The sequence below is a fragment of the Methylobacterium tarhaniae genome, assembly GCF_001043955.1.
GTDB classification, from domain to species: domain Bacteria; phylum Pseudomonadota; class Alphaproteobacteria; order Rhizobiales; family Beijerinckiaceae; genus Methylobacterium; species Methylobacterium tarhaniae.
The window spans coordinates 20,965-35,814 of the sequence record NZ_LABZ01000118.1; the positions used below are offsets into that span (position 1 = coordinate 20,965).

Sequence of the window (14,850 nt, forward strand, 5' to 3'; positions counted from 1 at the left end):
CGACGAGGCCCGGCGCGATAGGCTCCGCGCCGACACGGAATCGGCCCAGAGCCGACAGCGTGACCCGGGAGGAAGACGATGGGTGACGATCTCAAGGCTGCAGCCGACGCGATCCTGCGGCGTGGCGTGTCCGAGGCCCCGCACCTGCCGGGCATCGTCGCCATGGCGACCGACCGGGAGCGCACGCTCTATGCCGGCGCCGCCGGGCAGCGGAGCGAGGACGCGCCGATGACCAGCGACACGGTGATGGCGATCTTCTCCACCACCAAGGCGGTCACCGCCACCGCCGCGCTGCAGCTCGCCGAGGAGGGCCGGCTCGACCTCGACGCTCCGGCCGCCACCTACGTGCCCGCCCTCGACGAGATCCAGGTGCTCGACGGCTTCGCCGATGACGGCACCCCGCGCCTGCGCCCGCCGGCACGCCCCGTCACCACCCGGATGCTGCTGCTGCACACCGCCGGCTTCGGCTACGACATCTTCAACGAGGCTTACGCCCGCCTGCTGCGCGAGAGCAAACGGCCGAGCGTGACCAGCGGCACCCGCGCCTCGCTGATGACGCCGCTGCTCTTCGATCCCGGCGAGTCCTGGGAATACGGCAGCAACATCGACTGGGCCGGCCAAGTGGTCGAGGCGGTGACGGGCCAGCGCCTCGGATCCGTGATGCGGGAGCGCATCTTCGAGCCCCTCGGCATGGCCTCGACCGGCTTCGCGCTGACGCCCGGCATGCGGACCCGCCTCGCCCCGATGCATCAGCGGAACGAGGATGGCTCGCTGAAGGTCGTCGCCGGCTTCGAGCTGCCGCAGGAGCCGGAAGTCGAGATGGGCGGCCACGGGCTCTACTCGACCGCCGAGGACTACTTGCGCTTCATCCGGATGTGGCTCGACGACGGCGCCGGCCCGCACGGCCCCGTGCTGCGGCCCGAGACCGTCGCGATGGCGGCGACGAACGGCCTCGGGCCGACGCTCAAGATCCGCGCCCTGCCGGGGGTGAAGCGCCACCTCTCGCACGATGCCGAGTTCTTCCCCGGCATGCCGAAATCCTGGGGGCTGAGCTTCATGATCAACGACGAGCCGGCACCGACCGGGCGCTCGGCCGGTTCGCTGGCCTGGGCGGGGCTCGCCAACCTGTATTTCTGGATCGACCGGACCGCCGGGATCGGCGGGTTCTGGGGCACGCAGCTCTTCCCCTTCGCCGATCCGGCTGCGGTGGGGAACTTCTTGGAGTTCGAGACGGCGGTCTACCGGACCCTCACGCCCCGATGAACACCCCGGCGATCGCCGCGCTGGTCAGGTTGGAGAGCGTTCCGGCGAGGATCGCCCGGACTCCGTAAGAGGCGACCTCGGCCCGGCGCTCGGGCACCAGGCTGCCGAAGCTCGCGAGCTGGATCGCGATCGACGCCAGGTTGGCGAAGCCGCACAGGGCAAAGCACAGGATCGCGGTGCTGCGGGGGCCGAGTTCGCCGCTCTTCAGCACCGGCGAGAGATTGGCGTAGGCCAGGAACTCGTTGAAGGCGAGCTTCTGGCCGATGGCGCCGCCGACCAGCGTCGCCTGATCCCATGGCACGCCGAGAAGCCAGGCGAGCGGCGCCAGCGCCATCCCGAGGAGCCCCTCGATCGAGGCGCCGGGCATCCCGACGAGGCCGCCCGCATAGGCGACGATCCCGTTGACCAGCGCGATGAGCCCCACGAAGGCGATCAGCATGGCGCCGACCGCCACCGCCACGGCGAGGCCCTTCTGGGTGCCGTCGGCGGCGGCCTCGATCACGTTGACGGCCCGGGTCTCGCCGAAGCTGACCCGCATCGACTTCACCCGGCTCGGCTCGGTCGAGGGCATCAGGATCTTGGCGTAGAGGAGCCCGCCGGGGATCGCCATGAACGAAGCGGCGAGGAGATATTGCATCGGCACGCCGAGCGCCGCGTAGCCGGCCAGGATCGAGCCGGCGGTGGAGGCCGCCCCGCTCGTCATCACGGCGAACAATTCGGCGCCCGTGAGGACCGCCAGGAACGGCCGGAGCGCCACGGCGATCTCGCTCTGCCCGATGAAGATGGTGATGACCGCCGAGAAGGTCTCGATGCGCGAGGTGCCGAGCAGGCGCTGCAACGCCGCCCCGATGACCCGGGCCAGGGCCTGCATCAGGCCGAAATGGTACATCACCGCGATCAGGGCCGAGACGTAGACGATCTGCGGCAGCACCCGCAGGGCCAGCACGAAACCACTGCCACCGAACAGCTCGAACATCCTCGGCTCGACGAGGCCGCCGAACAGGAACGCCACGCCCTTGTCGCCGTAGGACAGGACCGCCTGCACCGCATCGGCGAGCCCTCCGAGCGCGGCCTGGCCCGCGGGCCAGAACAGCACCAGGGCGCCGAGCCCGACCTGGACGCCCAGCGCCGACAGCACCACCCGCGGCCGGATCGCCCGCCGGTTGGTGGAGAACAGCACCGCGACCGCGATCAGCAGCGCGACGCTGGCAGCGGCGTGGATCAGTCGGTCCGGCATGCAGGCTTTCCCTTCGTCAAGCTTCGGTCGAGCGGATGGCAGCAAGGCTGATGCCGTACCGTTCAGTGCCGGTTCAAGCGCGACGGTTCGAGATGGGCCACGCCACGGTCCTGCCCAGAAATGAGGCGATCCGGCGTGAAATCCTGGGAGCACGGGCCCGGCGCCCCTCGCTCGCTCCGCACGGGAGGGCACCACCATGCCGCCGCTCCGCCATCTGGTCTTCGCCGTCGCGGCTCTCACGAGCCTCCTCGTCGCCGCGCTTCCCGCGGCCGCCGCGCCGGCCGAGCGCCGGATCGCCCTCGTCGTCGGGAACGGCGCCTACGCCGCCGGGGCGATTCCCACCGCCGCCAACGATGCCGGGCTCGTCGCCCAGACCTTGCAGGCGGCGGGGTTCGACGTGGTCGGGGCGCGCGACCTCGACGAGGATTCGCTGCGCCGGACCTTGCGCGACTTCACCGACAAGGCCGCCGCGGCGGGTCCGGACGCGGTCGCGTTCCTCTATCTTTCCGGCTACGGCCTGCAGCTCGAGAACGAGGCCTATTTCGCGCCGGTCGACGCCCGGATCGACACCGCTTCCGACGTGCCGCTGCGGACGCTCAGGGTCTCGGACTACGTCAAGCGCCTCGCCGCCCTGCCGCTCAAGGCCCGCTTCGTGGTGCTCGACGCTGCCCGGACGGCGCCCTTCCGGCTCAAGGGCGATCCGCTGGCCGGCGGCCTGCCGCTCGCCGAGGCCGAGCCCGGCAGCCTGATCGCGACCAATGCCGCCCCCGGCACCGTCGGCCCGGCCGAGACCGGCCCCTACGGCTCCTACGCGCTCGCCCTCGTCGAGATGATCCGCGACGGGGGGCTTGCACCGGCCGCCCTGTTCGAGCGGGTGCGACTGCGGGTCGCGGAGGCGACCCGTGGGGCCGAGGTCCCGTGGAGCGCCTCGCGGATCGATGCGCCCTTCGTGTTCCTGGAGCGGGAGACCGGGGCGCCCTCGCTCGCCGGCTTCGCGCCGCCGGCCAAGCCGCTGGGCGAGATCGGCGCGCGGGAGGCCTATGCCGCCTGCCTCGGCCGGGACACCCTCGCAGGCTACGAGGAATTCGTCGGGGCCTATCCGCGCGACCCGCTGGCCAAGCGCGTGCGGGCGATCATCGCGGCAAGGCGCGAGGCGCTGACCTGGCGCCGCAGCGCGCTCGCCGACACGCCGGAGGCCTACTGGTCCTATCTCGGCCGCTATCCGCGCGGGCCGCATGCCTGGGATGCCCGCCGGCGCCTCTCGGCGCTGGCCGCCTCCGTCGCGCCGCCGCCGGAGTACCGGGTGCTCGCCTACGACGTGCCGCCGCCCCCGCCCGAGGAGGTGGTCTATGTCGAGCGGCCGGCGCTCTTCCTCGACGATCCGGTCTACGCCCTGCCGCCGCCGCCCGTTGCGTTCCTGCCGCCGCGGCCGGCCGTCCTGGCGGAACTGGCCCCGCCCCCGCCGCCGGTCGAGGCCTATATCCTGCCCGTGCCGACCTACGTCCCGGTGCCGACCTACGTGGTGGCTCCCCCTTCCGTGGTGCCGCCGCCGAATCCGGTGCTGTTCCAGAACCTGCACGTCACCACCGTCACGGTCGTGCACGAGCACGCTCCCGAGCCGGCGCAGCCCGGGGCGTCCCGCCTCGCGCCGGTGGCCGGCGCCGTCGCCGGGGCGGCACTCGGCGCCGCGGCGGCCAGGGTCGCCCTGCCGCCCGCCATCGCCCAGAAGGCGGCGCTCCGGCCGGACCCGCAGGGCGCGCCGGGTCAGATCCCGCGCGCCAGCGGACCGATCGGCGCACCGGCGCCCGGCGCGACCGCCCTGCGGCCGAGCCTGCCCGGGCAGATCCCGCTGCAGGTGCCGGCCGGACCGCGCGCCCCGGCGCAGAATCCCGCCCAGGCCCTGCCCGGGGCGGGCGGTGCCCCGCTGCCGGCCATCGCCGGCCGTCCCGGCCTGCCCGGAGCGCCCTCCGGCCGACCGGCCGGGCTCGGCCAGATTCCGGGTCAGGTCCAGGGCCGAATGCCAGGCCAAGCCGCGCCGGCCGCCGCGCAACCCGGAGCGCAGCCTCCCGCCGCGGGCCAGCCGGCTCTCGCCGCCCGCCCGTCACGGGGACCGGTCGCAGCTGCGCCGCCACCGCAGGGCCTGCAACCCCAGGGCGTACGTCCCCCGGTCACCCCCTCGCGCCCGGTCCAGCCGCCGCGGATGGTCGCCCCGGCACGAGCCCCGCAGCCCGCGATGCCCTCCCCGGTGACCCAGCCGCCGCGCATGACCGCCCCCGCCCGCGTATCGCGGCCGGATGACGCGTTGCAGCGGCTACGGATGGAGCAGGCCGTGCGTCAGCAGGCGATCCAGCGTCAGCAAGCCCTCCAGGCGCAGCAAGCGATGCAGGCTCAAGCGCAGGCCCGCCAGCGCACCGAGGCGCAGCGGATGATGCAACAGCAGCAGCAACAGATGCAGGACGCGATGCGGCGCCAGCAGGCCCAGGCCCTGCGCCAGCCGCAGATGATGGCGCCGCGGCCCCAGCCGATGCAGCCCCACGCGCCGCAGGCCGGCTCCCGCCCGGCACCTCACGCTCCCCCGCCGGGCCATGGCTGCGGGCATCCGGGTGGGCCGCCCTGCCGGTAGCGCAGCCCCGGAACGACGCGGCAGGCGCCGTTCGTTGTCGAGAGAACCCCGCACGCATTCGAAGCGAAAACATGAAAAGGGCGCGGCCCCTCCCCCGATCGAGGAGGCACCGCACCCTTCCGTCATCCGGGACCCTGGGGCTTCAGTCGATATCCTCGACCGCGTCGGTCCCGCCATAGACCCGGTGGGCCAGGGAGGCCTCGATCAGATCGTCGATGTCGCCGTCGAGGACGTCGTCGGGGCTGGTCGACTGGGCGCCGGTGCGCAGGTCCTTCACCAGCTGGTACGGCTGGAGCACGTAGGAGCGGATCTGATGGCCCCAGCCGATATCGGTCTTCGAGGCCGCCTCGGCGTTGGCCTTCTCCTCGCGCTTCTTCAGCTCGAGCTCGTAGAGGCGGGCGCGCAGCATGTTCCAGGCGGTGGCCCGGTTCTTGTGCTGCGACCGCTCCTGCTGGCACGCCACCACGATCCCGGTCGGGTTGTGGGTGATGCGCACCGCCGAATCGGTGGTGTTGACGTGCTGGCCGCCGGCGCCGGACGAACGGTAGGTGTCGATCCGGCAGTCGGATTCCTTGATCTCGATCGTGATCCGGTCGTCGATGACCGGGTAGACCCAGACGCTGGCGAAGCTGGTATGCCGCCGGGCGTTGGAATCATACGGCGAGATCCGCACCAGGCGGTGCACGCCCGATTCGGTCTTCAGCCAGCCATAGGCGTTGTGGCCCTTGATCAGGAGCGTGGCGCCCTTGATCCCGGCCTCTTCGCCGTCCGACCACTCGACGATCTCGACCTTGTACTTCCGGCGCTCGGCCCAGCGAGCATACATGCGCTGGAGCATGTTGGCCCAGTCCTGGCTCTCGGTGCCGCCGGCGCCGGCATGCACTTCGAGATAGGTGTCGTTGCCGTCGGCCTCGCCCGAGAGCAGGGTCTCGATCTGGCGACGCGCGGCCTCCGCCTGCACGGCGCGGATCTGCTCCTCGCCCTCGCGGATGCTGGCGGCATCCTCCTCCATCTCGCCGAGCTCGATCAGCGTCGCGCCGTCCTCCAGCCCCTGCTCCAGGCGCCGGATCGCCGTGACGGCGTCGTCGAGCTGCGTGCGCTCGCGCATGACCTTCTGGGCCTCCTCCGGATCGTTCCAGAGCGAGGGATCCTCCGAGCGGGCGTTCAGCTCCGCGAGGCGCTTGTCAACGGTATCCCAGTCAAAGATGCCTCCTCAGCAGTCCGATCGACTGCTTGGCGGCATCCGAGAGTTGCTCGATCTCGGCGCGCATCTGGTGTGGGTTCACTCACGTGAGGTGGGGTGCAGGGTGATAGCGCCGGGGGGCGCGGGTGTAAACGGCGGGGTGCCGCTCCCGGTCTTCGGCGAGATTGCCGGATGCGCGAAGGGCGAGGCACCCGCCGGCGCCTCGCCCTTCATCCGTCGTCAGTACAGCCCGCCCGCCTGGGCCGCCCGGTCCGCATCCGCCGGAACCGCCGCGGGGGCCGCCGGCTGGGCGCTCGCCGGAGCCGAGTAGCTGTCGGGCGGGGCGGTGCCGGGCTTGAACGCCTCGAGGAGGCCGCCCTCCGAGCCGCCGGCGCGGGTGCCGCTGGCGGCGTTGACGCGGATCAGCTTGATGCCCGGGGGCACGCGGAACGGCGTCGGCGGCTTGTCCTTGAGCGCGGCCTTCAGGAAGTCGCGGGCGATCGGGGCGGCGAGGCCGCCGCCGGTGGCGCGGTCGCCCAGCGAGCGCGGCTTGTCGTAGCCGACATAGATGCCCACCGCGAGATCGGGCGAGAAGCCGACGAACCAGGCGTCCTTGGCGTCGTTGGTGGTGCCGGTCTTGCCGGCGAGCGGCTTGCCGATCTCCTTCAGGATGGTGGCGGTGCCGCGCTGGACCACGCCCTCCATGATCGAGACGATCTGGTAGGCGGTGAGCGGGTCGAGGACCTGCTCGGAATCGTCGACCAGCTTCGGCTCGTCCTGGCCCGACCACTTCTCGGCGTCGCAGCCGATGCACTTGCGGTTGTCGTGGCGGTAGATGGTCTCGCCGTTGCGGTCCTGGATCCGGTCGATCAGGGTCGGCCGGATGCGCCGGCCGCCATTGTCGAGCATCGAGTAGGCGGTGACCATCCGCATCACGGTGGTCTCGCCGGCGCCGAGCGACATCGGCAGCACCGGCAGCATGTCGTCGTAGACGCCGAAGCGGCGGGCATACTCGGCGATCAGCGGCATGCCGACATCCTTGGCGAGCCGCACCGTCATCAGGTTCTTCGAGTGCTCGATGCCGTAGCGCAGGGTGTGGGGACCGCCGGACTTGCCGTCGTAGTTCGAGGGCGACCACGCCTCCTGGCCCGGACCCGCCTCGATGGTGATCGGGGTGTCGAGGACGATCGACGACGGGGTGTAGCCGTTGTCGAGCGCCGCCGAGTAGACGATCGGCTTGAACGACGAGCCGGGCTGGCGCATCGCCTGGGTGGCGCGGTTGAACTCGCTCTCGTCGTAGGAGAACCCGCCGACCATCGCGTGGACGCGGCCGGTATAGGGATCCATGGCGACGATGGCACCGGAGACCTCCGGAATCTGCCGCAGGCGGTAGGCGTTGCCGTTGCCCTCCAGCCGCTCGACGTAGACCACGTCGCCGGGACTCAGCGCCGCCGCGATGCTGCGGCCGGTCCAGCGCACGCCCTCCGCCGTGATGATCCCGGTCTCGCGGTCCTTCGAGACCTGCCCCGAGCTCTCGCGCTTCGGCTGCAGGCCGATCGTGGCGCGCCCACCCGAGGTGTCGAGCACCACCGCGAGGCGCCAGGGCTGCACGTCGCCGAGCGCCGGCACCTCGGCCACCGCCATGCCCCAGTCGCGGCCGGCGAGCTCGACCCGGCTCTTCGGCCCGCGCCAGCCTCTCGCCTGGTCGTAGCGCACCAGGCCGTCGACGAGCGCCTTGCGGGCCATCGCCTGCATCTTCGGGTCGAGGGTGGTGCGCACCGACAGGCCGCCCTCGTAGAGCTTCTTCTCGCCGTAGCGCTCGGAGATCTCGCGCCGGACCTCCTCCGCGAAGTAGTTCGCGTTGGCGGTGTTGGGCGAGACGTTGCGCGGGTTGACGCCGAGCGGCTGCTTGCGCTCCGATTCGGCCTCCTCCTTGGTGATGTACCCGTTCTGGGCCATCAGGCCGATGATCTCGTTGCGGCGCGCCAGCGCCTGCTGGGTGCGGCGATAGGGGTGGTAGTTGTTCGGGCCCTTCGGCAGGGCCGCGAGATAGGCCGCCTCGTGGATCGTCAGCTCGTGCACCGACTTGCCGAAATAGTCGAGCGCGGCGGCCGCGATGCCGTGCAGGTTGCGGCCCGGCACGATCGTGCCGAGGAAGATCTCGTTGAGGTAGAGCTCGAGGATCTTGTCCTTCGAGTAGGTCGACTCGATGCGGAGCGCGATCAGCGCCTCGCGGATCTTGCGGTCGAAGGTCTGCTCGGAGGAGAGCAGGAAGTTCTTGGCGACCTGCTGGGTGATGGTCGAGGCGCCCTGCTTCTTGCCGCTGGACGCGTTGGTCAGGATCGCCCGGACGACGCCCTCGGGGTCGATGCCGCCGTGCTTGTAGAAGTTCTTGTCCTCGGCCGACAGGAAGGCCGCGATGACGATCTTCGGCATGGCCTGGATCGGCAGGTAGAGCCGGCGCTCGCGGGCATACTCGGCGAGCAGCGAGCCGTCGGCCGCGTGGACGCGGGTCATCACCGGCGGCTCGTAATTGGCGAGCGCCGCGTGGTCGGGCAGGTCGCGCGAGTACTTCCAGAAGAAGTAGCCGCCCGCTGCGGCGCCGACGACGACCATCATCGCGCCGATGCTGAACAGAAAGCCGAAGAAGCGGAGGATGAAGCGCATCGAAACCCGATCCGTCGATGATGCCGCGCGGCCCGCAGGGCCCGATCCGGAGCCCGATGCGATATACCCCGAGGCAAGATACCCCAAGGCAAGTGGCGGATGCCATGCCCGGGCACGGCTCCTCACGGAAACGCGACAGCCATGACGGCGCGGGACGCCGCTCCCGCGCTTAGCGGAAGAGGCACGCGAAAGCCAGGACAGCGAGGGGCCGACGAGGCCCTATCGACACGGGATCTATGGTGAAACTGGGGCGGGTCCGATCTGGGCGGATTTGCCGATCCGTGGCCCGTCCGCCCCGCGGGCGGTCGCGGCGGCCGGCATGCGGGCGGCGAAGAAGGCCTCGATCGCCTCGGCCATCTGGCCCGTGACCCTGGTCCGCCACTCGTCGGAGAGCAGCAGGTCGAGGTCGCGCTTGCTCGACAGATAGCCGAGCTCGACCAGCACCGAGGGCACGTCGGGCGAGCGCAGCACCCGGAACCCCGCCTCGCGGTGGGGCTTCACGCTCATCTCCATGACGCCGGAGAGGCGCGTGAGCAGGCCCTTGGCGAACCGGGCCGAGAAGCCGCGGGTCTCGCGCAGGGTGAGTTCCTGCAGGATGTCGGCGACGTCGCCCGGGCCCTCGCCCTGGTCGGCGCCGGCCGCCGCGTCGGCCTTGTTCTCGCGGTCGGCCAGCCGCGCCGATTCGGCGTCGGTGGCCTTCTCGGAGCCGGTATAGATGGTGGCGCCGCGCACCTGCGGCGCGGCCGAGATCGAATCGGCGTGGATCGACACGAACAGGTCGGCATGGGCGTCGCGGGCGATGCGGACCCGCTCGGCCAGGGGGACGAACACGTCGCGGTCCCGGGTCATCTGCACCCGGATCCGCCCCCCGGATTCCAGGCGCCGCACCAGCCCCTGGGCCACCCCGAACACGATGTCCTTCTCGTAGACGCCGTTGCCCGCGATGGCGCCGGGATCGATGCCGCCGTGGCCCGCATCGACGATGACGAGGGGCCGGGAATCGATTCCTTCCTGCGCCGGCGGGCCGGCCGGCCGGGTCGGTTCGGGGGCTTGCGCGGCGCGGCGGAAGGCCTCGCGGTCGCTGCGGGCGAGATCGATGGTGAGCAGGGTCGCCCCGTCCCGCGGACGGGTCGTGGTCGCGACCCGCGCCACGGTGGCGGCCTGCGCGAGGTCGATGACGATGCGCGAGCGGCCGGGAGCGAACAGGCCGTAGCGGTACGAGGCGACGAGGCCGTCGCGCTTGCGCCCGGCCTCGGGCGGCAACTGGAAGTTGACCTCGGGCAGGTCGACGATCGCCCGGTCGGGCCGTTCCATCACGAAGGCCTTGGCCTCGACCGGCCGCGACAGCACCACGGTCAGGCGGGTGCCGCCCTCCGGGCTGGCCGCCGTCTCGGCGGCGATCGCCACCGCGGGCCGCTCCGCCGCCGGCTGGTCGGTCGCGGGGCGCTCCGCCGTCGGGGCGGCGTGGCCTGCGACCGGCAGGACGAGGCCCGCGGCCAGCAGGGCGGCGCGCAGCAGCAGGCGGATCGGCAGATGGATCGGACTTGCGCGTGTCGGCATGGTCTCGCGGCGACCTCAGGCTGCATCCGGTTACGCGATAACCGCGCCATGGTTAACGCATCGCGAAGGCCTCCGGATCGCCGGCGCGCCGCTGTGGCCGCACGGGTACAGCCGAAGCGACGACGGCGCCGGCGCAACCCAGGGGATCAAGGTGGCGATGATGCTTGCAAATCTCGCCGGACACTCTGTAATGATAACCGACCCCTGTCCGTTGCCGCCGGCTTTTCGCCGCGGACCACGGGCTCGCCCGGGCGCTCCCGCAGCGGCTTCGGCGCTGGCCGGCCGCCGGCGGATCGTCCGACGATCTCGCGAGCCGGGCAGGTGTCGCTGATCCGCGGCGGCGTTCGTGAACGTCGTCGCCCGTTTTTACCGGCGGCCGGACCTCAGCGTCCCGGCGCCTCGATTCGAAAGGTCGGTGGGAGTATGCGTGGACGCACAGCCTCGGATCTCGAAGCTGCCGTCCCCGGCGCGCGCGTCCGGCGTCGCGCCCGTCCGCGTTCCCTGCCCCCGGCCATCGTCAACCCCTCGCGCGCGTGGATGCGCGCAGCGGCGATTGACGGCACACCCTGCACGACATCATCCGCCGCGCCCGACCGGGCACGGCACGGGAGAGCCCACCCGGCACGGGTTTCCGCGCCCGGGGCGGCACCGGACTACGGAGGCTCGACCTCCCGCGGACGGCCAGGATCCCCGAGGTCCCTATCCTCGCGGTCCGTTCCCGGATGGCCCCGTCCAGCGGCCCTGCCGTTGATCGCCATGCCGAAAGTTCGTCATGGCCAACAAGATGCTCATCGATGCCGCCCACCCGGAAGAGACCCGGGTGGTGACGGTCAAGGGTTCCAAGGTCGAGGAATTCGACTTCGAGTCCGCTAGCCGCCGCCAGCTGCGGGGCAACATCTATCTCGCCAAGGTCACGCGGGTCGAGCCGTCGCTGCAGGCCGCCTTCGTCGAGTACGGGGGCAACCGCCACGGCTTCCTCGCCTTCAGCGAGATCCATCCCGACTACTACCAGATCCCGATCGCCGACCGGATGGCGCTCCTCGAGGAGGAGGCGCGGGCCGAGCGCGAGCACGAGGAGCGTCCCGAGCGCCAGGAACGCCAGGAGCGCAGCGACCAGCCCCGCCGCCGGCGCCGTCGCGGCCGCCGGGCGGAAGCCTCGTCGCGCCCGGCCGACGCCGTGGTGAGCGCCCCCGCCGGGGAAGCGCAGGATCTCGCCGTGCAGGATCTCGCCGGGCCGGAGACGGACGGGCGAGGTCATGATGGGGAAGGCCGTGACGGGGAGGGCTATGCCGCGCCCGAGGCGGCGACGCCCGACGTCGCGCAGGCGGTCGAGGCTGAAGGCACCGAAGTCCGGATCGCCGAGGGCGTCGAGCCCGCGACCGGCGAGCACCCGGCCCAGGAGACCGCCTCGGCCCAGGAGACCGCCTCGGCCGGCGAGGCTGCGCCGCAGGACGGCGCCGAGGCTCACGCCGCGGAGACCGCCGGCGCCGAGCTTCCGGCCGCGGAGACGCATGCCGCCGAGGCCGCCCCGTCGCATGACGACGTGACCGAGCAGGCCCCGACCGAGCAGCTCCCCACCGCGCAGGCCGCCGAGACGGCGCCCGACGCGCCGGCCGCGGCCGAGCCCGCCCGTGCGGAAGACGGCGCCGAGACCCCGGTCGCGGAGACCGCCGCCCGGTCCGAATCTTCCGCCGAGGCCTCCGCCGAGGCCCAGGCCGACGAGGTCGTGCTGCCCCAGCCCGTCGCCGCCTCGCAGCCGGTCGACGCGGCCGAGGCCGACCTGGCCGAGTCCGACGAGGATGAGGATGCCGAGGACGACGAGGACGAGGACGACGAGGACGAAGCCGACGACGAGGACGACGAGGACGAGGACGAAGCCGACGACGAGGATGACGAGGACGACGACGAGGACCACGAGGAAGCGGTCGTCGAGCAGGTGGGCGGCCGCGGCGATGCGCTGGCCGAGATCCCCGAGCGGCCCCGCGCCCCGCGCCGGCACTACAAGATCCAGGAGGTGATCAAGCGCCGGCAGGTCATCCTGGTCCAGGTCGTGAAGGAGGAGCGCGGCACCAAGGGCGCGGCGCTCACCACCTACCTGTCGCTGGCCGGCCGCTACTCCGTGCTGATGCCCAATACCGGCCGGGGCGGCGGCATCTCGCGCAAGATCACCAGCGCGGCCGACCGCAAGCGCCTGAAGGAGATCGCCACCGACCTCGAGGTGCCCGAGGGGATGGGCGTCATCCTGCGCACGGCCGGTGCCTCGCGCACCAAGCCGGAGATCAAGCGCGACTTCGAGTACCTGATGCGGCTGTGGGAGAGCGTGCGCGAGCTGACGCTGTCGTCCTCGGCGCCGGCGCTCGTCTACGAGGAGGGCTCGCTGATCAAGCGCGCCATCCGCGACCTCTACAACAAGGATATCGACGAGGTCCTGGTCGCGGGCGAGGAGGCCTACCGCGAGGCCAAGGACTTCATGCGGATGCTGATGCCGACGCAGTCGAAGGTGGTGAAGCCCTACCGCGACCCGGCGCCGATCTTCGCCCGCTTCGGAATCGAGCAGCAGCTCGACGCGATGTTCTCCAACCACGTCTCCCTGCGCTCGGGCGGCTACCTCGTCATCAACCCGACCGAGGCGCTGGTCTCGATCGACGTGAACTCGGGGCGGGCCACCCGCGAGCACGACATCGAGGACACCGCGTTCAAGACGAACCTGGAGGCCGCCGAAGAGGTGGCGCGCCAGCTGCGCCTGCGCGACCTCGCCGGCCTCATCGTCATCGACTTCATCGACATGGAGGAGAAGCGGAACAACCGCGCCGTCGAGAAGAAGCTGAACGAGTGCCTGAAGAACGACCGCGCCCGCATCCAGGTCGGCCGGATCTCGCCCTTCGGCCTGCTCGAGATGTCGCGCCAGCGCATCCGTACCGGCGTGCTCGAATCCTCCTCGGTGCCCTGCCCGCATTGCGGCGGCTCGGGCTTCGTGCGGGCGACCGCCTCGGTGGCCCTGCTGATCCTGCGGGCGATCGAAGAGGCGCTGATCAAGTCGAACAGCCACAACCTGGTGCTGCGCACCCGGACCGAGGTGGCGCTCTACATCCTCAACCAGAAGCGCGCCCATCTGCGCGAGCTGGAGACCCGCTTCGGCGTCGCCATCATCATCTCGGCCGACGAGCGGCTGGCCGCCACCTCGGCCTTCCACCTCGAGCGCGGCGAGCCGGCCCAGCGGATCGAGCCGCGGCCCGTGACCAGCATCCGGGCCGAGGCGATCGTGCCGCCGCCGCTCGAGGAGGATGACGAGGACGAGGAGATCGTCGAGGAGACGGCCGAGGCCGAAACCGAGGGCGATGCCGAAACCGAGGCCGAGGCCGAGGCCGACGAGGAGGGCACCGAGGGCGCACCCCGCGGCGAGGACGAGGGCGGGGGCAAGCGCCGTCGCCGGCGCCGCCGACGGCGGGGCCGGGGCGACCGCGCCGACGAGGCCGAGGCCGAGGGCGGCGAGGCCGACGAGGCCGCCGGCGAGGCGGTCCAGTCCTCGTCCGAGCCGGGCTCGGAGGCGGTGTCGATCCCGATCACCGAGGACGGCGCCGCGCCCGAGCGGGAGAGCCGCGAGGAGGCCCTGAGCCGGCGCCGCCGTCGGGGCCGCCGCGGCGGTCGCGGGCGCGACCGCTTCGAGGAGACCGGCGGCACGATCGGCGACGAGGTCGTGGCCGGGGCCGAGCCCGGCGAGGTCGGCGGCAGCCTGGTGCAGGATTCCCTGGCCGAGGAGATCGTCGCCCTCGACGAGATCGCCGGCCCGGCGCCCGAGGCGGTCGGCAGCCCGGTCGCGGCGCCGGACCTGCCCGCCATCGAGCGCGAGGCCCTGACCACCGAGGCGATCGAGGCTCCGGCTCCCGTCGGGGATTCCGGGCCCGCCCCGGCGGCAGAGCCCGCCGCCGAGGCGCCGGCCCCCGCGCCGGTGCCCGAGCCCGAGCCGGTGGCGGTCGTGCTGACCCCGCCCGATCCGGACCGCCCGAAGCGGGCCGGCTGGTGGTCCCGCACCAAGGCGGCGATCAGCGGCGAGTAAGCCTCTCCGGGGCGGGCCGCCGGCCCGCCCCGCCGGAGGCACAGGGTGGAGTTCGAGGCGGGCGGCGCCCCCGGGGGGGGGGGGGGGCCCCCCCCCTTGGGGGGGGGGGGGTGGCCCCCCCCGGGGGGCACCAGCGCCCGCGCCGGACGCCCACCCCCCCCCCCGCCCCCCCGCGCGCCGCCGCCCCCCCCTGCTCCTTTTCAACAACTACCGCCCCGCCGGGCAAGAGCAAGGGGTGTCTATGATGGTGGAGGAACACA

7 protein-coding genes are annotated in these 14,850 nt (G+C 72.4%); 3 read left to right on the forward strand and 4 right to left on the reverse strand.

The features are described 5' to 3' along the window. Window positions 1–78: 78 nt before the first annotated feature. Window positions 79–1,263 (forward strand): methyl acetate hydrolase AcmB, encoded by a 1,185-nt coding sequence (gene acmB, locus VQ03_RS16490; RefSeq protein ID WP_053078612.1) that lies wholly within the window; start codon window positions 79–81, stop codon window positions 1,261–1,263. Here the strand turns inward: acmB and VQ03_RS16495 are convergent. Then, window positions 1,250–2,500, reverse strand: a complete 1,251-nt coding sequence (locus VQ03_RS16495) for a NupC/NupG family nucleoside CNT transporter (RefSeq protein WP_048451984.1) — start codon at window positions 2,498–2,500, stop codon at window positions 1,250–1,252. The genes acmB and VQ03_RS16495 overlap by 14 nt on opposite strands. 196 nt (window positions 2,501–2,696) lie before the next feature. Between VQ03_RS16495 and VQ03_RS16500 the strand changes: the two genes are divergently transcribed. Then, entirely contained in the window at window positions 2,697–5,123 is a 2,427-nt protein-coding gene (locus VQ03_RS16500; RefSeq protein WP_048451985.1) for a caspase family protein, read from the forward strand. Between the two features lie 142 nt (window positions 5,124–5,265). Here VQ03_RS16500 and prfB read toward each other — a convergent pair. The 3 genes from prfB to VQ03_RS16520 form a co-directional block, all read right to left on the reverse strand. Further along, a protein-coding gene (gene prfB, locus VQ03_RS16505) for a peptide chain release factor 2 (RefSeq protein ID WP_157064132.1) occupies window positions 5,266–6,394 on the reverse strand; the annotation gives its coding sequence in 2 pieces (ribosomal slippage) (window positions 5,266–6,324 and window positions 6,326–6,394; 1,128 coding nt in all). Window positions 6,395–6,546: 152 nt separating this feature from the next. Further along, window positions 6,547–8,973, reverse strand: a complete 2,427-nt coding sequence (locus VQ03_RS16515) for a penicillin-binding protein 1A (RefSeq protein ID WP_048451988.1) — start codon at window positions 8,971–8,973, stop codon at window positions 6,547–6,549. A gap of 234 nt (window positions 8,974–9,207) precedes the next feature. Continuing rightward, window positions 9,208–10,533: an N-acetylmuramoyl-L-alanine amidase gene (locus VQ03_RS16520; protein WP_048451989.1), complete on the reverse strand. Its 1,326-nt coding sequence runs from the start codon at window positions 10,531–10,533 to the stop codon at window positions 9,208–9,210. Between the two features lie 772 nt (window positions 10,534–11,305). Here VQ03_RS16520 and VQ03_RS16525 point away from each other — a divergent pair. Beyond that, the gene (locus VQ03_RS16525; RefSeq protein WP_048451990.1) at window positions 11,306–14,590 is read left to right on the forward strand and encodes an Rne/Rng family ribonuclease; all 3,285 of its coding nucleotides are present in this window, start codon (window positions 11,306–11,308) and stop codon (window positions 14,588–14,590) included. Window positions 14,591–14,850: the final 260 nt, after the last annotated feature.

Coding starts and splice junctions, on each gene's coding strand:
- VQ03_RS16525 (WP_048451990.1), top strand. CDS start 11,306: ATGGCCAACAAGATGCTCATCGATGCCGCCCACCCGGAAGAGACCCGG.
- VQ03_RS16520 (WP_048451989.1), bottom strand. CDS start 10,533: ATGCCGACACGCGCAAGTCCGATCCATCTGCCGATCCGCCTGCTGCTG.
- acmB (WP_053078612.1), top strand. CDS start 79: ATGGGTGACGATCTCAAGGCTGCAGCCGACGCGATCCTGCGGCGTGGC.
- VQ03_RS16500 (WP_048451985.1), top strand. CDS start 2,697: ATGCCGCCGCTCCGCCATCTGGTCTTCGCCGTCGCGGCTCTCACGAGC.
- VQ03_RS16495 (WP_048451984.1), bottom strand. CDS start 2,500: ATGCCGGACCGACTGATCCACGCCGCTGCCAGCGTCGCGCTGCTGATC.
- VQ03_RS16515 (WP_048451988.1), bottom strand. CDS start 8,973: ATGCGCTTCATCCTCCGCTTCTTCGGCTTTCTGTTCAGCATCGGCGCG.